The sequence below is a fragment of the Halomonas sp. SL18_1 genome, from assembly GCF_055755715.1.
On sequence record NZ_JBVTRK010000001.1, the window covers coordinates 3377597 to 3396056 of the forward strand.

Sequence of the window (18460 nt, forward strand, 5' to 3'; positions counted from 1 at the left end):
GCGCAGCGCTACCCAGGGGCGCCTGCGGCGCCTTCGTCGAAGCGTCGCACCGCCGGCGGAGCCGGCCTCCCACTACACAGTCAGCAGGCGGCACCGTGGGAGGGCGCTTCAGCGCGCGAAGCAGTGCGCAGCACTGCCAACCGGTGCGCTACCACTGCCAACCGGGCGCCTGCGGCGCCTTCGCCCGGCGGAGCCGGCCTCCCACAACAGCCAGCAAGCCTGTGCTGCCACAACAGCCAGCAAGCCTGTGCTGCCACAACAGCCAGCTAGCCAGTGTTGCCAGCCTCACCGATAGGGGTCGGGAAGGGCTGTGCCCTCCCCGCCCTCCGAACCGTGCGTGCGGTTCTCCCGCACACGGCTCTCCAGTCGATGGTTTTCCTCATCGGGATTGGCTCGCGTACCGCCAGGCTCCGGCTAGGGTGAAGAGCCCCGCAGTCGCGAAGAACGTATTAGACCAGCGCCGTATGTCCGACCGGGTGTTGCCATGCCCCGGACGCTTCTCCTGCTTGCGCAGCATGGCCCGAAGACGTCGACGAATGAAGCCGTCCAGAGGACGGAACGTCGTCCGATAGGCATGCTGGAAGTAGCCGAACCAACCTCTCAGCATGGGGTTCAGCGAGGCAATGACGTGCCGTAGGCTCTTGCCTTCCGTACGCCGCGTCTTGCTTCTCACCTTGTCCTTGAACGCCTTAAGGCTCTTCTTGCGGACCCAGCGCCTGCCCGCCTCGAAGCGGTAGCCCAGGAAGTCGAAGCCCTGTCCCTGTTGCCGGCAATCGCCGACATGGGTCTTGTCGGGGTGCAGGGTCAGGCCATTCGCCGCCACCCATTCCTGTACGTGGGCCAGGGCTTGCCGGGCCTCCTGCTCGCTGTGGCAGAGAATGACGAAGTCATCGGCGTACCGCACCATACGGTAGCCGTGCTGTGTCACTTCCTGGTCCAGCGGATGCAGGTAGACGTTCGCCAACAAGGGGCTGATGATCGCTCCTTGTGGCGTCCCTGACGTGGGTGTCCATCGGCTCATGTCGCTGACAATATCCTGGCTCAACCAGCTTCGTAGCAAGGCCAGCAGTCGGCCGTCGCTGATCCGTCCTTCGACGCGGGCCATCAGACGGTCGTGCGGGATGCTATCGAAATAGCCTTGCAGATCCGCATCCACCACCCAGGTCATGCCCGCCTTGAGCGCGTCATCAACGTCTCGCAAGGCATCCTTGCAGCCTCTTCCCGGCCGGAAGCCGTAGCTCATCGGCAGGAACTCATGCTCGAAGATCGGTTCGATCACCCGCTTGACCGCCGCCTGGACAATACGGTCCTTGACGGTCGGAATGCCCAGCGGGCGCATCTTGCCGTTGCCCTTGGGGATCTCGACGCGTCGCACCGCTTGCGGGCGGTAACGCCCCGCTGCCAGGTCGGCCTGGAGCTCCTCAAGATAGCGCTCGGCCTGCGATGCGAAGCGTGACACGCTTTGCCGGTCGACCCCCGCCGCTCCCTGATTGCGGTAGACCTGTAGCCAGGCATCCACCAGGGTCGACGAGCGGTATACCTTGTCGATCAGACTGAACCACTTACGTCCTTTGACGCCGTTATCCAGCGCCGCCAACATGCGGTCCGTCCAGATCGAGCGGTCAACCCCCGCCATCGTGGCGGATGATGACGCATCTTGTTTAGCCCCATCGTGGGGCACTGTCGATGCTGTGCTGTCGCGTTCGCTCATCTCTGGTCGTCTCTCGCATCCATCTTCCTGCCTCCCTTCCCTCGGCGCAGGTTCTGTTCTCTGCGCCTCCTGTGCGGCGCCTTGGCGGTAGGCAGAGTCCGCGCTCCAGCATCTCTCGATCCCGGCTTTCGCCGGGATGAGCCGTGGCCAGGGCGTGATCCGCACGCCGGTACTATGAAGGCTCTGACTCCTGGCCGCCGTCACCTCGGCCGCCAGGTCTCCCCGATTATCTCGTACACCCTTCCTGACGTTCCGCCTCCAACCACCTGGCAGGTCCCGTCGTCGCTTTGTCCGCCATGCCAGCGCGACGGGTGAGTTTCAGGCTTCGCTATCTCCCAGCGAGCTCGCCACCTGACCCGGCCGAATCGAGTTCGTCATCCTACGGACCGCCAGTTCGCCTCCGGTTGCTCCCCACCCCGCCTCGCGACGACGCAGTTACCTTTGGCTACGGGGCCATGGCTTACCCCGATGCGGACTCTCACCGCACTGTGTGCACGCCTTCTCGGGCGCACTGGGAGGGCGCTTCAGCGCGCGAAGCAGTGCGCAGCACTGCCAACCGGTGCGCTACCACTGCCAACCGGGCGCCTGCGGCGCCTTCGCCCGGCGGAGCCGGCCTCCCACAACAGCCAGCAAGCCTGTGCTGCCACAACAGCCAGCAAGCCTGTGCTGCCACAACAGCCAGCTAGCCAGTGTTGCCAGCCTCACCGTGGGAGGGCGCTTCAGCGCGCGAAGTAGCGCGCAGCGCTACCCAAGGGGCGCCTGCCAACCGGGGCGCCTGCGGCGCCTTCGTCGAAGCGTCGCACCGCCGGCGGAGCCGGCCTCCCACAACAGCCAGCAAGCCTGTGCTGCCACAACAGCCAGCTAGCCAGTGTTGCCAGCCTCACCGTGGGAGGGCGCTTCAGCGCGCGAAGTAGCGCGCAGCGCTACCCAGGGGCGCCTGCCAACCGGGGCGCCTGCGGCGCCTTCGTCGAAGCGTCGCACCGCCGGCGGAGCCGGCCTCCCACAACAGCCAGCAAGCCTGTGCTGCCACAACAGCCAGCTAGCCAGTGTTGCCAGCCTCACCGTGGGAGGGCGCTTCAGCGCGCGAAGTAGCGCGCAGCGCTACCCAAGGGGCGCCTGCCAACCGGGGCGCCTGCGGCGCCTTCGCCCGGCGGAGCCGGCCTCCCACAACAGCCAGCAAGCCTGTGCTGCCACAACAGCCAGCTAGCCAGTGTTGCCAGCCTCACCGTGGGAGGGCGCTTCAGCGCGCGAAGTAGCGCGCAGCGCTACCCATGGGGCGCCTGCGGCGCCTTCGCCCGGCAAAGCCGGCCTCCCACCATAAAGCCTGCGAAACATCTTCACGCTAAAGTGCGATGAACCGGTTCTCGCGCCTAGCGCCAGAGCGGCGGCAACGGCCGACTATTCACCCTCACCTGGCCGCGGCCGATGTCGATCTGCAGAGTACGGGTATCCAGCGGCAGCCCCAGCCAGAGCGCCACCACGGTGGGCAGGTCGTGCCAGGTGAAGTCACCGTCGAGCCGCCGCTGCCACTGGGCCTGCATCGCCGGGTCGTCGAGCTCGACCAGGCTCAGGGACTCCAGGCGCCGCCCGTCGAAGAACAGCGCGCCGTTGATGCGCGCCGAGAGCCCGGTCATGGGGCTGTCGAGCACCAGCTGCAGCACATCGAGACGCGGTGAATCCTGCAGGACCTGCAGCAGCTGCGGTTCGAGCCATGCCAGGGCCTCACGACGGTCGAGGCGGTGATCGCCGCTGGCCGCCAGGTCGCGCAGCTGGGCCATCACGCCGCGCAGGGCATCGGCATTCAGGCGCGACAGCTCCGCCTCCAGCTCGCCTTCGAGCAGCACCTGCTCGGCGCTGTGCACTTCGCCCAGGTCGAGATCCAGGCGCAGGCGCAGCTCCTGATCGTCGAGGGTCATGCGGTTGGTCAGCGCCAGGTCCCGGGCGTCGAGCCGCAGCTGCGGCTGCTGCCAGGTCAGCGCGCTGACGCTGAGACGGTCGGTCTGGGTGAAGGTATGGGCCCCTTCGGTATAGGCGTAGCGGCTGTTGAGAACGGCCGGCCCCACCCGCAGCCGGGTATCGCCGTCGCTGAGCTCCCAGTCGGCCAGCTCGGCGCGCAGCTGCCAGTTGCCCTGCTCGCCGCTGACGGTCAGCCGCCCGCCGTCGAAGCGCAGCTCACGCTCCTGCTGGGTAATCCGAAGGGGAGACAGGCGGATGCCCGCCTCCAGGGTGCCGCTCAGGGTATGATAGCTCGCCTCCCAGCGCGGCGCCGAGGAGTCCAGGGAGTCGCCAAACAGCCGCTTGCCCTCGGGGCCATGGCGCAGCACCGCCTCGCCGTCCAGATGGGTGCTGAGGATGCCGTGGCGTGCCCGGTAGTCGAGCTCGAGGCCCCAGGCCTCGCCGAACAGCGGCTCGAGCTCGATGTGGCCGGTGGAGGACCACCACCCGCGCTCCACATCGACATGCGCCACCGCCAGCTCGCCGCGCGCCTCCAGATCCTCCAGGGCACGCCCCATCTCACGCTGGAAGAGCAGGCTGGAGGCGGCCTGTCCGGCCATCCAGCCCAGCAGCGCCACCGCCAGCAGAGGGACGATGAGACGTTCCTTGCGCATCTTCCTCCTCCCTTGTCGCTTCCCTACGTCCGCCTGGCCACCTGCCTGTCAGTGTAGCCAGAGCCACAGGTGCATCGTACTCCAGGCGTAGATGCCGGCCAGGACATCATCGATCATGATGCCAAAGCCCCCGGCCACCCGGCGGTCGGCCCAGCGGATGGGCCACGGCTTGAAGACATCGAAGATCCTAAACAGGATGAACCCCCACAGCGCCGCCTCCCAGGAGAAGGGCACCGCGGCCATGGTGATCCAGTAGCCGACGAACTCGTCCCAGACGATACCCGAATGGTCGTGAACCCCCAGGTCGCGGGAGGTCTTGTCGCACAGCCAGATCCCGGCCACGAAGGAGACCGCCACCAGCAGCAGGTACCAGTTCAGCGGCAGCTCGGACATCAGCCAGTAGAAGGGAATCGCCGCCAGGGTCCCGAAGGTCCCCGGCGCCCAGGGCACGGCACCGCTGCCGAGCCCGAAGGCGAAGAAGTGCACGGGGCGTCGCCAGACGCTGGCGGGGGCGCGGTTCATGACGCTCCCCCCGGTGATCCCCGGCATGGAAGTGCTGCCAGCCGCGCAGGCCGACCTCGCCGGCCCCCACCAGGCCCGGCTCGGCGGTGATCTGCCCGATCGGCGTCAGCGTCAGCCCCTGACCGGCCAGGCGCCGGCGCGCCTCGGCCATCGCATCCTGCGGCAGGCTGACCAGCAGCTCATAGTCGTCGCCGCCGCCCAGGGCGGCCTCGCGGGCGGCCTCGCGGCCCAGCATCGCCTCCAGGCCCGCGGCCAGGGGCAGCGCCTCGACCTCCAGCCGGGCGCCGACGCCGGAGGCCTCGAGCACATGACCCAGGTCGGCCAGCAGGCCGTCGGAAATATCGATGGCGGCGCTGGCCAGCCCGCGCAGCGCCAGCCCGGCGGCCAGTCGGGGCTGGGGGCGCAGGTAGCGCCTCAGCAGCGGATGGTTGGGGTCGCGCTCGCCACGCTGCCAGGCCGCCAGCCCCCCGGCCCCGCCGCCCAGGGCGCCGGTGACCGCCACCAGGTCGCCGGAGCGAGCGCCGCCGCGGGTCAGGGCCAGCTCGGGAGGCACCTCGCCCATCACGGTGACGCCGATGGAGAGCGTGCCCTGGGTCACGTCGCCGCCCACCAGGGCAGTGTCGGTGGCCGCGCACAGGGCGTGAAAGCCGCGGGCGAAGTCGGCCAGCCAGGCATCGTCGGCATCGCGCAGCGCCAGGGCCATCAGGCACCAGCGCGCCTCGGCGCCCATGGCCGCCAGGTCGGAGAGACTCACCGCCAGGGCGCGGTGGCCGATCGCCTCGGCGGGGGCGTCGGCGGGAAAGTGCACGTCGGCCACCGAGGTGTCGACGCTCACCGCCAGCCGCTGGCCGGCGCGGGGCGCCAGCAGCGCGCAGTCGTCGCCCACGCCCAGCCCCACGCCGGCCTCCGGGTCGGGGGCGGCGGGCGTGAAGTGGCGGGCGATCAGGTCGAATTCACTGGCCACCTTGGCACCTTCAGCGACGACGGGCGCTGACCTCGGCGCTGCGCAGCCGCGCGGCCAGCTTGTCGAGAATGCCGTTGACGTACTTGTGGCCGTCGGTGGCACCGAAGGACTTGGCGAGCTCCACGCCCTCGTTGATCACCACCCGGTAGGGCACCTCCAGGCGCTTGGTCAGCTCGTAGGCGCCCAGGCGCAGGATCGCCAGCTCGATGGGGTCGAGGTCCACCAGGCGCCGGTCGAGCAGCGGCGCGATGGCCGCGTCCAGCTCGGCACGGTCGCGCGCCACATTGTGCAGCAGCTCGCGAAACAGCGCCTGGTCGGCGATCTGCATCACCTTGGTCCAGTTCTCATGATCCTCCAGGTCGTCGTCGGGCAGCTGGCCGCGAAACTCGGCCTCCACCGCGGTGATCGACTTGCCGGTCATCTGCCACTGGTAGAGCCCCTGGACGGCCAGCTCGCGGGCCGCATGGCGCGCCTGCTGGCCCGCCGAGGGCGGACGGGGAGAACGCCCTGCGCTCATGACGCCTCTCCTGCATCGGGCTCGTCATCGCCCAGGCCGCGCAGCAGCGAGACCATCTCCATGGCCGCCATCGCCGCCTCGGCGCCCTTGTTACCGGCCTTGGTGCCGGAGCGCTCGATGGCCTGCTCGATGGAGTTGACGGTCAGCACGCCGTTGGCCACCGGGGTCTCGAACTCGAGCTGCAGGTTGCCGAGAGCGGCGTTGCAGCCGCCCGCCACGTACTCGAAATGCGGGGTGCCGCCGCGAATCACCGCGCCCAGGGCGATCACCGCGTCGGGACGGGCCACCTTGAGGGCGCGCTTGACCGCCAGCGGCAGCTCCCAGGCGCCCGGCACATGGACGATGTCGATATGCTCGGGGTCCACGCCATGGCGGGTCAGGCTATCGACGGCACCTTCCACCAGGCTGTCGACCACGTGATGATTGAAGCGGCCCACCACGATCACGTAGCGGCCATCGACGTCGACGAAGTTGCCTTCGAGTTGGGACAGGGTATGCATTCGGATTGTCCTGCGAAATACGGTTTAAGATTCTGAACGCCGCGCGGCTCAGGCGTCGGACGCGGCGTCATGCTCGCCCGGCCCGACCAGTTCGACCACTTCGAGATCGAAGCCGGACAGCGCGGAAAACTTCCACGGCGAGCTGAGCAGACGCATGCGCCCCACCCCGAGGTAGCGCAGGATCTGCGACCCGGTGCCGATGGTCAGGTAGTTGCCGGCGCCGTCGGAGTCGCTGGTGCGCGGCGGGCGGCGGCGCTCCAGGAACACCTCCAGGTAGTCGCGCAGGTCCTGGCGCTGCCGGCCGTCGTCGAGCAGCACGAAGACGCCGTGCTCGGCGGCGGCGACCTGCTCGATGGCACCGTGGGCGGTCCAGCTTCCGCCCTCGCCCTTCTGCAGGCAGAGCAGGTCGCGCATCACGTCGGCCAGGTGAACCCGCACCGTGGTCAGCTGGTCGGGGTGCGGGCGCCCCTTGACCAGCGCCAGGTGGTGGGTGCCCTGGATGCTGTCGCGGAAGACATGCAGGGTCAGCTCGCCGAAGGCGGTCTTCACCGGCGTGGCTTCCAGGTGCTCCACGGTGTGCTCGTTGTGGATCCGGTAGTGAATCAGATCGGCGATGGTGCCCATCTTCAGGCCGTGCTCGGCGGCGAAGCGCTCGAGCTCAGGGCGCCGGGCCATGCTGCCGTCGTCGTTCATGATCTCGCAGATCACGCCGCTGGGGTCGAAGCCGGCCAGCGCCGCCAGGTCGCAGGAGGCCTCGGTATGGCCGGCGCGGCGCAGCACCCCGCCCGGCTCGGCCATCAGCGGGAAGATGTGGCCGGGCTGGACGATATCCTCGGCCCGGGCGTCGGGGGCCACCGCGGCCTGCACGGTACGCGCCCGGTCGGCGGCGGAGATGCCGGTGGTCACCCCGGTGGCCGCCTCGATGGAGAGCGTGAACTTGGTGCCGAAGCCGGAGCCGTTGTCGCTCACCATCAGCGGCAGCTCGAGCCGCTCGCAGCGCTCGCGGGTCATGGGCAGGCAGATCAGGCCGCGGCCGTGGCGAGCCATGAAGTTGATATGCTCGGCCTCGACCTTCTCGGCGGCCATGATGATATCGCCTTCGTTCTCGCGGTCCTCGTCATCCATCAGGATGACCATCTTGCCCTGACGGATGTCCTCGATCAGGTCTTCGATGGGGGCCAGGCCCCCCTGGGAAGATTGCACCATGGAATCTCCGAATGGTTCAGCGTGCAGAACGTCGCCCGACCGCAACAGTCGTGTTGCCTAGGCTTTGTCCGAAAAGTCGGCGAGCGAAGGCCAGACAAGGCAAAAATCGGCGAAAAGACGGAGTTTACGGGGTGTAAATGAGTACTTTGAGCCGATTTTTAACGCCGTATGGCCGAGCGCAGCCAGTTTTCAGACAGAGCCGAAGGTCGACGCCCCGCCTCGAATGGGCGTCAGGGTACCTTGGCGCGGCCCCGGGCGCCACTGTGGGAGGCCGCTTCAGCGGGCGAAGCAGCGCGCAGCGCTGCCATTGGGGCGCCTGTCGGCGCCTTCGCGCGGCAAAGCCGCCCTCCCACACGGCATTATCCTACCAAAGTGAAAGACTCCCCTCGCTACCGCACAGTAGCGCGCTACCGGGGCCGGGCGGTGATGCGCCAGTCGCGGCCGATGGCGCGGATATCGAGGATCTCCAGCGGGCGCTGCTGAGCCATGCGCTCCAGCCCCGGCAGCGCGAACAGCGGCCGCGCCTCGCCGCCGAGCAGGGTTGGCGCCACGAACAGCTGCATCTCGTCGACCAGGCCGGCGTCGAGCATGGCGCCGGCGAGGGTCGCCCCGGTCTCCAGCAGCACCTCGTTGGCCTGCTCGTGGGCGGCCAGGTGGCGCAGTACCGCCTCCAGATCGACCCGGCCATCCTCCCAGGGCGGCAGCGCCAGCACCTCGGCCCCGGCTTCCTCCAGGCGTCGGCGCTTGTCGTCGTCGCAGACGCTCACCGTGGCCACCAGGGTACGCCCCGGCTCGCGCAGGCAGGCGGCGGCCAGCGGCAGCCGCAGCCGGGTGTCGACCACTAGCCGCAGCGGCTGGCGCTCGGCCACGGCCTCGGCGTTGGCCAGGCCCAGCTGGTCGGCACGCACGGTGAGCCGCGAGTTATCGAAGATCACCGACTCCACCCCGGTCATCACCACGCTGGAACGGGCCCGCAGCCGCTGCACCTCGCGGCGGGCGTGGGGCCCGGTGATCCACTGGGACTCGCCGGAGCGCATGGCGGTGCGGCCGTCCAGGCTCATGGCCATCTTCAAGCGCACATAGGGGCGGCCCAGGGTCATGCGCTGGATGAAGCCGGGGTTGAGGGCTCTGGCCTCCTCCTCCAGCAGCCCCACCTCCACCGCGATGCCGGCCTCGCGCAGCATGGCAATGCCGTTGCCGGCTACCCGGGGATCGGGATCGGCCATGGCGACCACCACCTTCTTCACGCCGGCCTCGATCAGCGCCACCGCGCAGGGGCCGGTGCGGCCATGGTGGGAGCAGGGCTCCAGGGTGACGTAGGCGGTGGCCCCCCGGGCGGCCTCGCCGGCGGCGCGCAGGGCGTGCACCTCGGCGTGGGGCTCACCGGCCCGCTCGTGGAAGCCCTCGCCGACAACGCGGCCGTCGCGGACCAGCACGCAGCCCACGCGGGGATTGGGGTCGGTGGTATAGAGCCCGCGACGCGCCAGCGCGAGCGCCCGGGCCATCCACAGAGCGGGTGACGGGCTGGGCGAGGAGTCAGCGGTCATCGCCATTGCCACCCGGCGTCTGGTCGGGTTCCTGAGACAGGCGGTCGATCTCGGCGCGAAACTCGTCGATGTCCTGAAAGCGGCGATAGACCGAGGCGAAACGGATAAAGGCAACCTGGTCCAGTCCCTTGAGGGCCTGCATCACCGCCTCGCCGATGTCGCGGGCCTGGACCTCCCGCTCCCCGCGGGCGCGCAGGGTCTGGCGGATACGCTCCACCGCCGCCTCGATGGCCTCGGCGCTGACCGGTCGCTTCTCCAGGGCGCGCAGCATGCCGGCGCGCAGCTTCTGCTCGTTGAAGCTCTCCCGGGAGCCGTCGGCCTTGACCACCCGCGGCATCACCAGCTCGGCGGTCTCATAGGTCGTGAAGCGCTCGCCGCAGGAGGAGCACTGGCGGCGGCGACGCACCTGGTCGCCCTCGGCCACCAGGCGGGAGTCGGTCACTCGGGTATCGTGGGCGCCACAAAAGGGGCAATGCATGATATCGATCCGAACGTAAAGCGGTGCGACCTCATGGCCGCTCGTGGGACATAGGCAATGGGCTAACTGGCCGAAAGCCCGGGTTGTTCTGCCAATCAACCCGGCGTGCCGAGAATAGTGTACCCGCTCACCCGCTGACCGCCCAGCACAGGCGCCGATGCATTCGCGTAAAAAGCGCTGTGCACACGGCATTTTGCACGCCGCCGCAGCTGGTGGAAACCGTATCCGTTGGTCGGCGCAACTGGCGCTGGGCAGGCAGGCTTGCCAGGATTGGCATGACCCGTCAACGACAGCCATTCAAGGGAGAGAACAATGGATACGCTTTTCAAGCAACTGGCTAGGGGATTGCTGCTGACCGGAGCCATGGGGCTGGCCGGCGGCGCAGTGGCTCAGGAAGATATCGATGGCTCGGGCGACCATCCGCAAATTCCTCGGGTGGCCGGTTCCTACATCGTCTACCAGGACCTCGTCGATTTCGACCGCCAGGCCATCCCGACCGGCCCCTATGAGGACGGCGAGCTGACGAGCAGCGAGGCATTGGAAGGCCAGGTGACGAAACTCAGCTACGCCTTCCGTGATCCGGACACCTCGACGCTTCGCGTCAAGCGCAACTACCTCCAAGCCCTTGAAGAGCGCGGCTTCGAGATACTCTATGCCGCCAGCGAGGAAGAGCTTTCCGCCGGAGACGGGCGACTGTTCCTGGTGCATGGCACAACGCTTTTCGAACGGGGCGCCCGGGATTGCTGCCACCTAAGCAACCGCGACCGGCAGGTCCGCTATATTGCCGCTCGCTCCGCCGACGGCAGCGTGCTCGCCGGCATCGCCATCTACAATGCGCGACGCGTCGGCACCTCGGTTGCCAAAGGCATCGTCACCGCCGATGAGATGGATACCGCCATGGAGCACATTCCATTGACGGCCGACGAGATGGAAGCGGGGCTGATCCAGGACGGCCGCGTGGCCGTTCAGGATATCCTCTTCGAGTTCGACAGCGACAGGATCCTGCCCGAATCCGCCGAGGCGCTGTCCACCATCGCTTCGCTGATGCAGGCGCAGGACACCATGCGGCTCATGGTGGTAGGGCATACCGATAACGTGGGCAGTGTCGACTACAACCTGACCTTGTCCATGGAGCGCGCCCAGGCGGTCGTCGAATGGCTGCGCAATGAGCATGGCATCGCCGGAGACCGGCTGCAGAGTGCTGGCGCCGGCATGATGGCGCCTATCACCACCAATCGCACGGAGAGCGGTCGTGCCCAGAACCGGCGCGTGGAACTGGTCGAGCTGGCACAATAAGCGCCCTACCCACCCCACTTGAGGATAACCGACATGGTGCGTCGCAACGCGCTGCTTACGGCCGCCCTGGCCGCTCTCGCCGCCGCTCCGCTGGCCTACGCCGACGACTGGCCGGCGCCGGTGCGTGCCCTGACCGATCAGGGGCTCGAGATTCACGGCACCTTCGAGGCCCCCGGCGGGCTTACCGGCTTCGCCGCGAGCCACCAGGGCCGTGAGATGGCCGTCTACCTCACCCCCGATGGCGAGCATGCCATTGTCGGCACCATGATCGACGCCGAGGGCAACGACCTCAGCGAGGCGCCGCTGGATGAGCTGGTACGCGCTCCCCAGGAAGCCGACGTCTGGCAGCGGCTGGAGGCAAGCGCCTGGATCGCCGACGGCAGCGACGAGGCTCCCAGGGTGCTCTACACCTTCACCGACCCCAACTGCCCTTACTGCCGCCGGTTCTGGGAAGCCGCCCGGCCCTGGGTGGAGGCCGGCGAGGTGCAGCTGCGCCATGTCATGGTTGGCATCCTGCAGCAGAACAGCCCGGCCAAGGCCTCGGCGCTACTCGGCGCCGAGGACCCCGAGGCCGCCCTGCACGCCCACAGCGGCGGCGACGAGATAGCCCCCTCGGCCCAGCCCCGGGAGATCGAGGACCAGATCTATCGCAACAACGGGTTGTTCGACGAACTGGGGCTGTATGCCACTCCCACTACCGTCTTTCAGCGTAATGGCCGCCTGGAGCGGGTGGACGGCATGCCCGAGCCGGACCGCCTAAAGGAGATGATGGGCGGCGAGGCGCCCTGAGGCACCGATCTACCGATAAACGCCCCTGCCAGGCTGGCCGGCAGGGGCGGCAGGATCGGCTGCATCCCCTGGTGCGCGGTCAACAAAGTGGCTGTCCTTTCTTCGCTCCGGGCCGCTCTCTCGAGCGGCCTCTGTCTGCCTGATGTGTGAACCATGGTTGACACATCCTTGGCTGTTAACTAGAGTTATCAGATGATCGAACTCATAAAAACCGATGTCTTCGATCGGTGGCTGCGCGGGCTGCGGGATACACGCGCTCGCGCCAGGATCACGGCCCGTATTCGGCGCCTGAGCCTGGGCAATCCCGGCGACGTGAAGCCGGTCGGGGAAGGCATCTCGGAGCTGCGCATTCCCTATGGTCCCGGCTACCGCGTCTACTACATCACTCGAGGGCCCGTGATCGTGGTGCTGCTCTGCGGTGGCGATAAAGCCAGCCAGGCCCGCGACATCGATCAAGCCAAAACCATTGCTGCGCAATGGAAGGAGTAACGTCATGACTGAGCAAGCCGCCAGCTTCAGCCACTACGACGCTGCGGACTACCTGCAGAGCGAGGAGGACATTGCCGCCTACCTCGAGGCGGTGATGGAGGAGAACGATCCCGCGCTCCTTGCTGCCGCGCTGGGTGACATCGCTCGCGCCCGCAACATAAGCCAGCTCGCCAAGGAGGTGGGCATGAGCCGCGAGGGGCTCTACAAGGCCCTGTCCGGCGAAGGCAACCCGGCCTTCTCCACTATCAGCAAGGTGGCCAATGCCCTGGGGCTGCGCCTGACGATTGAACCGCTCTCACGGCCGGAAGCGCACGGCTGAATGGCCAGATAGGCTTCCGTACTGGCGGTGTTGAAACGCGCCTCCAGGGCGTCGTTCAGCTGGTCAGGGCTCGCCAGATATAGGGTGCCACCCTTGAGGCACTGCACCGCTCGCTCGGCGCCGACATACTTGAAGGCAGTGAAACCGTGCATAGCGGAGCTCCGGTCAAATAATCGGCACGAACGGCACACAGCCGCCCTGGGGTAGCCCCAGGGCGGCAATTAGTACGATACGCCGCCCCCTCACGCCGCCCGGCGTTCATACAGCTCGCCCGCCGCGCGCATCCCGCGCAGGTGGCGAGCCTGGCGGGCGGCACAGCAGGCAGTCAGGCTCTCGGGGGTGCCCACGGCGCTGCCAAAGCGCGTGAGCAGCGTGGTGGAAGCGGCGATGAAGGCTTCGGGGTCGATGCCCAGCCGGTCGAGCAGCCGGGGCACGCGGCCTTCGATCAGCCCGCGCTTGTCGGAACGCTGGCAGCGGCCGGTGGTCTCGACCAGTTCGAGATAGTCTTCGAAGCTGAAGGGAATGGCAGCGGGCAGCGGCGCCGTGGCGTGGCGTGGCGTGGCGTGGCGTGGCGTGGCGTCAAACGGTATCAGCGACTGCAGCGGCAGCGCCTCGCACCAGGCCGGCACGCTGCCACACTCGAGGCCCCGCCTGGTTCGACTCTCCAGGCGGGGCCTTGCCATGGGCCTGCCGCTTCTGAGCCAGCGGGCCTCAGTCTGCAAGGGTCTCGAAACGCGGTACGCCGATATTCCACGGCTTGATCTCGTCGCCCTTCTCTCCCCAGTTGGCATGGTCGGCTAGACGGTGGCCGTCATGCTCACGCCGCTGTCCATAGTGAGAGTGGCGATGGAACGTCGGGCCGAAGCGCTCCAGGGTCTCGGCCACGTCGCCGGTGTAACGCGGGTCCTGAGGACGCTCCTGCTGAACCATGTAGTAGGCGATATCCCACGCCTCCTGATCAGAGAGCGAGTTGGGCTGACCCAGCGGCATGTTGTTCTGGATGAACCCGGCCGCGGTGAAGGTGCGCACGATGCCCGCCCCCAGTTGTTGGAGCCATCCCCCAGGTTGCCGGAAAGACATACTCGCCGTCCTGGAAGTAACCGGCGCCATCCTCGGCGTGACAAATGGCGCAGTGCTCCAGATAGCCCTGCTCACCGCGCGCGTAGCTGAGCTCCTCGGGACGCTCGGGGGCCGGAAAACCACGGCCATAGATCGGCTGGTCGGGATACATGGCCACCCCCTTGGCCAGCCACTGATGATAGGCAGAAAGCGCCAGCATATCGTCACTGCCATACGCCGGAGGCGTGCCGTTCATGGAGTAGGCAAAGCAGCCGGCGATGCGCTCCTCCAGGTTGTTGACGTGCTGATTCTTGCCGCGGAAGTTGGGCAGCAGGACCGCCGCCGGCCAGATCGGTGCGCTGAACGGCTGGCGCCCTTCGCCCAGGTGGCAGCTCGAGCAGTTCATGTCGTTGAACACGTTCTCGCCGCGTAGCTGCTGAGTATCGGTAAAGAGGTCATAGCCGCGGCGAATGACCCGCTTGGTCTCTGGGTGGAGGTCGGAGGCGTCGAGGTCAGCCATGGTCGGCGGAATGTGGACCAGCTCCCCCTCCTGCGGGGCCGGATAGCCCAGCGCCACCAGGGTCTCGACCGCTTCGTGCCTGGCATCGGCGAAAGCGGGCAGGCTAATGCCGGTGGCCAGCGCCACGCAGGCCACGGCCAGGGTTGTCCTGTGAAGTTTCATGATCTGCTCCCTTTATTCGAACGCAACGGCCTGGCTGGCCAGCCAGGCGGAAACGGCGCGGATATCCTCGTCACTCATGCGCTTGGCGATGGCCCCCATGAGATTTTGCGGATCGTTGTCGCGCTCGTCGGCCTGCCAGGCGCGCAGCTGAGCCTCGATATAACCGGCGTGCTGACTGGCGATGCCCGGGAAGTGGCTGCCGGCACCCTCGTTGCGAGGGCCATGGCAGCTTGCACAGGAGACGATGTAGGCGTCCCAATCGCCGCGCAGGGCCAGCTGCTCGCCCCGCGCCAACAGGGCATCCTCGACGTCGCCCCCCTGGGCCCGAGAGACCGGCATCTGGCTATAGTAGGCCGCCACGTCGGCAATCTGCTGAGCATCGAGCATGTTGGCGAAGGGCTGCATGCTGGCATTCTGTCGCCGTCCGGCCTGGTAATCATGCAGCTGCTTGGCAAGGTAACCGGCATCCAGGCCCGCCAGCCGTGGCCAGGACTCCCCGTCGGGCACATTCTTTCCGCTGCCGTCGGCCTGATGGCAGGCCACGCAAGCCACCGCGGCCGCCTGGCCACGCTCGGCATCGCCCTCTAGCGCTACCGCCTGACCGCTGACCAGGCCTGCGCCCAGCAGCAGGCCGAGCCCACTCGTGATCCTCTTGCTGATCATGTCGTTCCCCCTCGTTGTGTCATGAGCCCCTGGCAGGGGTTCAGCGACCCCGCCGGACCGGAACGGTCAGGCGGGCATCCAGCCCGCCCGCTTCGGGGCGGGCAAAATCGAGCCTTCCGGCGAAGCGCTCGGCGATGGCCACCACGATGGCCAGGCCCAGGCCGCTGCCCTGCTGCTTGCTGGCCCGCCAGAAGCGCTGCGACATCTGGGCCAGGGCCGGCTCATCCAGCCGCTTCCCCGGTTACGCACGCTGAATGTCAGCTCGTTGCCGGCTTCATCGAGGCTGGCATCCAGCACGATCGGCGTGACGTCGTCGCCGTGACGCAGGGCGTTATCGATGAGATTGCGCAGCGCGGCAACGGCCAGCTCGCGAGGCAAGTCCAGCTCCACCTCGGGCCAGGCACCGGGAAGCGTGAAACGCTGCGTCTGACACCCGCTATCGCGCAGGGCCAGCTCCATCACCTCGGCGACCCGACTGGGCTCCCCATCATCGAAGCGCCCCCGGCCCTCCAGACGCGCCAGCATCAGCAGCTGGTCGAGCGTGCGTGACAGGCGCCCTACCCCCTCCTCGGCGTGTGCCAGGGCGGTCTGTGCCGCCACGCCTTCCACGCGCCTGGCCACCTGCAGATGGGTCTTGATGGCAGTCAGCGGGGTGCGTAGCTCATGAGCCGCGTCGCTGGTGAAGCGCTGCTCACGCTGGAAGGCCTGACTGACCCGGTCCAGCAGCGTATTGAGCGCTACCACCAGCGGCCGGACCTCCGCCGGCACCCCGGCCGTGGTCACCGGCTCCAGCGCATCCGGGTGCCGCCCGGCCAGCAACACGCTCAACCGCCGCAGGGGTGCCAGCCCCCGCACCACGCCAAACCACAGCGCCACCAGACTCCCCAGCAGCGCCACCACGAAAGGCACCACTGCCACCATGACCACGTCGCGCAGCAGCATGTCGCGCTCATCCATGCGGTCGGCAGTGGTGATGGTCAGCCCGCCCCGCTCATAGATGAACACGCGCCAGGTAACCCCCTCGGCCTCTCGGTAGGTGTGCCCTCGCTCGCCGGCCTGAAGAATGCTCTCCAGATCGGAATGGGTGCGCGCCATGATCTCGCCGCGGGGCGAATGCACCTGACAGGCAAGCCCCTCGATGGGGGGAATGGAAAGCGCCCGGCGATCCGCCTGCAGCCATACCTCCTCGGGCAGCTGGGCCATGAGGCCGGCCACCATGCGCGCGGACTGGGCCAGGCGCTGGTCCAGGGTGGCCACCACCTGCTGGTGCAGGTCACGCATCATCCAGGCGGCGGCCAGCCCCCACAGCAGCAACAGGGTCAGCCCCAGGGTGATCAGCAGCCGGGCACGCAGGCTCATCCACGCCTCCCGTGGGGTGCGACATGCCCTCTCTCGCCGGGCTTGCCCAGCCGGTAGCCGAGCCCGCGCACCGTCTCGATCACTCCGCTGCCAAGCTTGCGGCGCAGGTGGTGGATATGCACATTGAGTGCATTGCTCCCCACCTCGTCGCTCATGCCGTAGAGGCTATCCTTGAGCTGGTCGGCGGAAAGCACGCTGCGCGGCGACTGCAGGAAGGTTTCCAGGAGCACCAGCTCGCGTCGCGTCAGTGCCACCGGCCGACCGTCTAGGCTGACCTCCCGGGCCAGCGGATCGAGGCGCAGCGCCCATGCACGATCACCGTGCTGGCGCGTCCGGCCGAGCGCCTCAGCAGCACCTGCAGACGCGCTACGAGCTCATCCAGATCGAAGGGCTTGATCAGATAGTCATCAGCGCCTCCCTGCAGCCCTTCGACCCGGTCGGGAACGGCATCCCGCGCGGTCAGCACCAGCACCGGCACGTCGATGCCTTGCGTCCGCCAGGCCTCCAGCAGCGCCAGGCCATCGCCATCCGGCAGACCCCGGTCGAGCACGACCACATCGGTGGAGACCGCTGACATGGCGCAGCGGGCATCGGCCATGCTGTCGACATGGTCAACCACGAAGCCATGAACTCCCAGGCCAGCCTGGATGCCTGATGCCACCAGCGCATCGTCTTCGATCAGCAGTACGTGCATAGCGGGTTCCTCTCGATGCAGGCAGGGTCGCAGCCCAGGATTAGCAAGGGATTAAGATGACCTTTACGTTCAACTGAAAACCAAGTTTTATTGATCGATATCATGTTTTCTAAACACACAAACCCCGCCGGGGTTGCCGGCGGGAAAGAAGCGGGATGCGGTGACGATCAGCGGGAGGAGGGTATCGCCCTGGCCAGGAACCAGCCGGCGACCATGGCCACCAGCATGGCAAGCAGCGGCGCGGTCAGGCCGCCCACCGAGGCGATGGCCGGCCCCGGGCAGTAGCCGGAGAGCCCCCAGCCGATGCCGAACAGCGCCGAGCCGCCGATCAGCCGGGCGTCGAGGTCCTGGCGGGTGGGCAGCTGGAAGGCGTCACCGAACAGCGGCCGCAGGCGCCGGAACACGAGCCGATAGCCGATGAAGGTGGTCACCACCGCCCCGCCCAGCACGAACATCAGGGTGGGGTCCCAGGCGCCGGCGATATCCAGGAAGCCCAGCACCCGGGCCGGGTCGGTCATGCCGGCCAGCGCCAGCCCCAGGCCGAACAGCAGCCCGGCGATATAGCCCATGACGGTACGCAGGGTCTCGGTCTTCATGCGCCACCTCCGATCACATGACGGACGACATAGACGGTGACGATGGCGCAGACCAGAAAGGTCACCGTCGCCACCATGGAGCGCGGCGACAGCCGGGAGAGGCCGCACACGCCGTGGCCGCTGGTGCAGCCGCTGCCCAGGCCGGTGCCCATGCCCACCAGCACCCCGGCCAGCAGCATCAGCGGCACGCCGCCCGCCGGCGCCCCCACCACCTCGCCGGGGGCGCCGGCGACATTGCCCAGGCCACCCCCAGCAGCATCAGCAGCAGCGGGCCGCTGATCAGCCCCAGCACGAAGGCCACCCGCCAGGCGCTGTCGCCCTTGGGGCGAACGGTAATGAGGTTGCCTACGATCCCGCTGATGCCGGCGATGCGCCCCAGGGTGGCCATCAGCCAGACGGCGGAGAGCCCGATCAGCACGCCGCCGATCAGCCCCTGTACACTTGCAATCCAATCCATGTT

Annotated in this window: 18 protein-coding genes and 4 pseudogenes; 4 read left to right on the plus strand and 18 right to left on the minus strand. The window is 67.9% G+C overall.

Translation table 11 applies throughout. The features are described 5' to 3' along the window. Positions 1 to 379 precede the first annotated feature (379 nt). The 9 genes and pseudogenes from ltrA to nrdR form a co-directional block, all read right to left on the minus strand. Positions 380 to 1711, minus strand: coding sequence for a group II intron reverse transcriptase/maturase (ltrA, locus tag ACSJDS_RS17165; protein WP_473034292.1), 1332 nt, complete (start codon positions 1709 to 1711; stop codon positions 380 to 382). Between the two features lie 1370 nt (positions 1712 to 3081). Then, on the minus strand, positions 3082 to 4320 hold the full coding sequence (locus ACSJDS_RS17170) for a DUF945 family protein (RefSeq protein WP_473034293.1): 1239 nt from the start codon (positions 4318 to 4320) through the stop codon (positions 3082 to 3084). 48 nt (positions 4321 to 4368) lie between these two features. Further along, complete coding sequence (locus tag ACSJDS_RS17175; RefSeq protein ID WP_473034294.1) at positions 4369 to 4842, minus strand: phosphatidylglycerophosphatase A family protein; 474 nt, start codon at positions 4840 to 4842, stop codon at positions 4369 to 4371. A gap of 13 nt (positions 4843 to 4855) precedes the next feature. After that, positions 4856 to 5806: pseudogene (gene thiL / locus ACSJDS_RS17180) on the minus strand (thiamine-phosphate kinase); the annotation flags it as partial. 10 nt (positions 5807 to 5816) lie between these two features. Then, on the minus strand, positions 5817 to 6323 hold the full coding sequence (gene nusB / locus ACSJDS_RS17185) for a transcription antitermination factor NusB (protein ID WP_473034295.1): 507 nt from the start codon (positions 6321 to 6323) through the stop codon (positions 5817 to 5819). Further along, on the minus strand, positions 6320 to 6823 hold the full coding sequence (gene ribH, locus ACSJDS_RS17190; RefSeq protein WP_473034296.1) for a 6,7-dimethyl-8-ribityllumazine synthase: 504 nt from the start codon (positions 6821 to 6823) through the stop codon (positions 6320 to 6322). The genes nusB and ribH overlap by 4 nt, the downstream gene beginning before the upstream one ends. 48 nt (positions 6824 to 6871) lie before the next feature. After that, positions 6872 to 8029 carry a bifunctional 3,4-dihydroxy-2-butanone-4-phosphate synthase/GTP cyclohydrolase II gene (gene ribBA, locus ACSJDS_RS17195; RefSeq protein WP_473034297.1) on the minus strand — a complete coding sequence of 386 codons (1158 nt, stop codon included), beginning with the start codon at positions 8027 to 8029 and terminating at the stop codon, positions 6872 to 6874. Between the two features lie 407 nt (positions 8030 to 8436). Further along, positions 8437 to 9576: a bifunctional diaminohydroxyphosphoribosylaminopyrimidine deaminase/5-amino-6-(5-phosphoribosylamino)uracil reductase RibD gene (gene ribD, locus ACSJDS_RS17200; RefSeq protein ID WP_473034298.1), complete on the minus strand. Its 1140-nt coding sequence runs from the start codon at positions 9574 to 9576 to the stop codon at positions 8437 to 8439. Next, positions 9566 to 10054 carry a transcriptional regulator NrdR gene (gene nrdR / locus ACSJDS_RS17205; protein ID WP_473034299.1) on the minus strand — a complete coding sequence of 163 codons (489 nt, stop codon included), beginning with the start codon at positions 10052 to 10054 and terminating at the stop codon, positions 9566 to 9568. Before nrdR ends, ribD begins: the two co-directional genes overlap by 11 nt. A gap of 312 nt (positions 10055 to 10366) precedes the next feature. On the opposite strand from nrdR, the gene ACSJDS_RS17210 reads away from it, so the two are divergent. The 4 genes from ACSJDS_RS17210 to ACSJDS_RS17225 all read left to right on the plus strand — a co-directional run bounded on the left by ACSJDS_RS17210 (position 10367) and on the right by ACSJDS_RS17225 (position 12947). Further along, positions 10367 to 11350 (plus strand): OmpA family protein, encoded by a 984-nt coding sequence (locus ACSJDS_RS17210; RefSeq protein WP_473034300.1) that lies wholly within the window; start codon positions 10367 to 10369, stop codon positions 11348 to 11350. Between the two features lie 33 nt (positions 11351 to 11383). Next, the gene (dsbG, locus tag ACSJDS_RS17215; protein ID WP_473034301.1) at positions 11384 to 12139 is read left to right on the plus strand and encodes a thiol:disulfide interchange protein DsbG; all 756 of its coding nucleotides are present in this window, start codon (positions 11384 to 11386) and stop codon (positions 12137 to 12139) included. A gap of 192 nt (positions 12140 to 12331) precedes the next feature. Then, the gene (locus ACSJDS_RS17220; protein WP_473034302.1) at positions 12332 to 12628 is read left to right on the plus strand and encodes a type II toxin-antitoxin system RelE/ParE family toxin; all 297 of its coding nucleotides are present in this window, start codon (positions 12332 to 12334) and stop codon (positions 12626 to 12628) included. A 4-nt stretch (positions 12629 to 12632) separates the two neighbouring features. Next, positions 12633 to 12947, plus strand: coding sequence for an addiction module antidote protein (locus ACSJDS_RS17225; RefSeq protein WP_473034303.1), 315 nt, complete (start codon positions 12633 to 12635; stop codon positions 12945 to 12947). Positions 12948 to 13189: 242 nt separating this feature from the next. Here the strand turns inward: ACSJDS_RS17225 and ACSJDS_RS17230 are convergent, their stop codons facing one another. The 9 genes and pseudogenes from ACSJDS_RS17230 to ACSJDS_RS17270 all read right to left on the minus strand — a co-directional run bounded on the left by ACSJDS_RS17230 (position 13190) and on the right by ACSJDS_RS17270 (position 18457). Beyond that, positions 13190 to 13630 carry a hypothetical protein gene (locus ACSJDS_RS17230; RefSeq protein WP_473034304.1) on the minus strand — a complete coding sequence of 147 codons (441 nt, stop codon included), beginning with the start codon at positions 13628 to 13630 and terminating at the stop codon, positions 13190 to 13192. 28 nt (positions 13631 to 13658) lie between these two features. Then, positions 13659 to 13937, minus strand: a complete 279-nt coding sequence (locus tag ACSJDS_RS17235) for a c-type cytochrome (RefSeq protein WP_473034305.1) — start codon at positions 13935 to 13937, stop codon at positions 13659 to 13661. Beyond that, complete coding sequence (locus ACSJDS_RS17240; RefSeq protein ID WP_473034306.1) at positions 13906 to 14688, minus strand: c-type cytochrome; 783 nt, start codon at positions 14686 to 14688, stop codon at positions 13906 to 13908. Before ACSJDS_RS17240 ends, ACSJDS_RS17235 begins: the two co-directional genes overlap by 32 nt. A gap of 12 nt (positions 14689 to 14700) precedes the next feature. Further along, complete coding sequence (locus ACSJDS_RS17245) at positions 14701 to 15351, minus strand: c-type cytochrome (protein ID WP_473034307.1); 651 nt, start codon at positions 15349 to 15351, stop codon at positions 14701 to 14703. Between the two features lie 40 nt (positions 15352 to 15391). Continuing rightward, positions 15392 to 15556 (minus strand): ATP-binding protein, encoded by a 165-nt coding sequence (locus ACSJDS_RS17250; protein WP_473034308.1) that lies wholly within the window; start codon positions 15554 to 15556, stop codon positions 15392 to 15394. Between the two features lie 359 nt (positions 15557 to 15915). Next, positions 15916 to 16710: pseudogene (locus tag ACSJDS_RS17255) on the minus strand (histidine kinase dimerization/phospho-acceptor domain-containing protein); the annotation flags it as partial. Beyond that, positions 16707 to 17404 (minus strand): annotated as a pseudogene (locus tag ACSJDS_RS17260) (response regulator). The pseudogenes ACSJDS_RS17255 and ACSJDS_RS17260, both read right to left, overlap by 4 nt. 167 nt (positions 17405 to 17571) lie before the next feature. After that, entirely contained in the window at positions 17572 to 18000 is a 429-nt protein-coding gene (locus ACSJDS_RS17265; protein WP_473034309.1) for a DUF6691 family protein, read from the minus strand. Continuing rightward, positions 17997 to 18457: pseudogene (locus tag ACSJDS_RS17270) on the minus strand (YeeE/YedE family protein). The gene ACSJDS_RS17265 and the pseudogene ACSJDS_RS17270 overlap by 4 nt, the downstream one beginning before the upstream one ends. Positions 18458 to 18460 lie beyond the last annotated feature (3 nt).

Coding starts and splice junctions, on each gene's coding strand:
- ACSJDS_RS17170 (WP_473034293.1), bottom strand. CDS start 4,320: ATGCGCAAGGAACGTCTCATCGTCCCTCTGCTGGCGGTGGCGCTGCTG.
- ACSJDS_RS17250 (WP_473034308.1), bottom strand. CDS start 15,556: ATGTCGCAGCGCTTCTGGCGGGCCAGCAAGCAGCAGGGCAGCGGCCTG.
- dsbG (WP_473034301.1), top strand. CDS start 11,384: ATGGTGCGTCGCAACGCGCTGCTTACGGCCGCCCTGGCCGCTCTCGCC.
- ACSJDS_RS17240 (WP_473034306.1), bottom strand. CDS start 14,688: ATGAAACTTCACAGGACAACCCTGGCCGTGGCCTGCGTGGCGCTGGCC.
- ACSJDS_RS17210 (WP_473034300.1), top strand. CDS start 10,367: ATGGATACGCTTTTCAAGCAACTGGCTAGGGGATTGCTGCTGACCGGA.
- ltrA (WP_473034292.1), bottom strand. CDS start 1,711: ATGAGCGAACGCGACAGCACAGCATCGACAGTGCCCCACGATGGGGCT.
- ribD (WP_473034298.1), bottom strand. CDS start 9,576: ATGACCGCTGACTCCTCGCCCAGCCCGTCACCCGCTCTGTGGATGGCC.
- nrdR (WP_473034299.1), bottom strand. CDS start 10,054: ATGCATTGCCCCTTTTGTGGCGCCCACGATACCCGAGTGACCGACTCC.
- ACSJDS_RS17220 (WP_473034302.1), top strand. CDS start 12,332: ATGATCGAACTCATAAAAACCGATGTCTTCGATCGGTGGCTGCGCGGG.
- ACSJDS_RS17225 (WP_473034303.1), top strand. CDS start 12,633: ATGACTGAGCAAGCCGCCAGCTTCAGCCACTACGACGCTGCGGACTAC.
- ribH (WP_473034296.1), bottom strand. CDS start 6,823: ATGCATACCCTGTCCCAACTCGAAGGCAACTTCGTCGACGTCGATGGC.
- ACSJDS_RS17235 (WP_473034305.1), bottom strand. CDS start 13,937: ATGCCGCTGGGTCAGCCCAACTCGCTCTCTGATCAGGAGGCGTGGGAT.
- ACSJDS_RS17265 (WP_473034309.1), bottom strand. CDS start 18,000: ATGAAGACCGAGACCCTGCGTACCGTCATGGGCTATATCGCCGGGCTG.
- ACSJDS_RS17230 (WP_473034304.1), bottom strand. CDS start 13,630: ATGGCAAGGCCCCGCCTGGAGAGTCGAACCAGGCGGGGCCTCGAGTGT.
- ACSJDS_RS17245 (WP_473034307.1), bottom strand. CDS start 15,351: ATGATCAGCAAGAGGATCACGAGTGGGCTCGGCCTGCTGCTGGGCGCA.
- nusB (WP_473034295.1), bottom strand. CDS start 6,323: ATGAGCGCAGGGCGTTCTCCCCGTCCGCCCTCGGCGGGCCAGCAGGCG.
- ACSJDS_RS17175 (WP_473034294.1), bottom strand. CDS start 4,842: ATGAACCGCGCCCCCGCCAGCGTCTGGCGACGCCCCGTGCACTTCTTC.
- ribBA (WP_473034297.1), bottom strand. CDS start 8,029: ATGGTGCAATCTTCCCAGGGGGGCCTGGCCCCCATCGAAGACCTGATC.